This is a genomic window from Nocardiopsis mangrovi (assembly GCF_042653925.1).
In the GTDB taxonomy this organism is placed as follows: Bacteria; Actinomycetota; Actinomycetes; order Streptosporangiales; family Streptosporangiaceae; genus Nocardiopsis_B; species Nocardiopsis_B mangrovi.
Genome location: NZ_JBHSFQ010000104.1, coordinates 1 through 580, shown reverse-complemented (window position 1 = coordinate 580; position 580 = coordinate 1). Strand labels below are relative to the sequence as shown.

1 pseudogene is annotated in these 580 nt (G+C 71.2%); it reads right to left on the bottom strand.

Annotation, left to right across the window (positions count from 1 at the left end):
* Positions 1 to 580 (bottom strand): annotated as a pseudogene (locus tag ACFO4E_RS30130) (polymorphic toxin-type HINT domain-containing protein); the annotation flags it as partial.

Genomic DNA, 580 nt, shown 5'->3' with positions numbered 1-580 from the left:
CGTCGTTGTCGTTGCCGTCGCGGTTGTCGCCGCCTCCGTCGGCGATGTCGGCGATGCGCTCGCCCTTCTTGGCCCAGCCGAAGTAGGGGATGAGGGCGACGAGGTTCTCGACGACGGCCTGGGAGCCGGCCTCCAGCCGGTTGCCGTTGTTCCAGTTCTCCTGGACGGTCTCGCTGAACAGGACGTCGCCGGCCCATCCGAGGGGGTCGGTGGTGACCTGGTCCCAGGTGCCCGTGACGCCTTCGACCAGGCCGTTCCAGGTGTCGGTGCCCCATTGGACGGGGTCGTCCCAGAGGCGCTGGGCGCCGTCGACCAGGCCGTCCCACCCCTCGACGACGCCGTCCCAGGCGTCGGTGGCGGCGTTGCCGATGCCGGCGCCGATGTCGGAGAGTCCGTCGCCGACCCCGCCCCAGAACTCGTCCCATCCGCTGCCTTGGTCTTGGGTGTCGGTGGGGGAGTTCACGGGGGTGACCCGGGGCAGGCCGTCGTCACCGTCGTCCTGGGTGTCCTCGTCGCCGTCCGGGTTGTGGACGCCTTCCCGGCCATCCGGGTTCCCCGGATCGCCACCCTCACCCGGGGT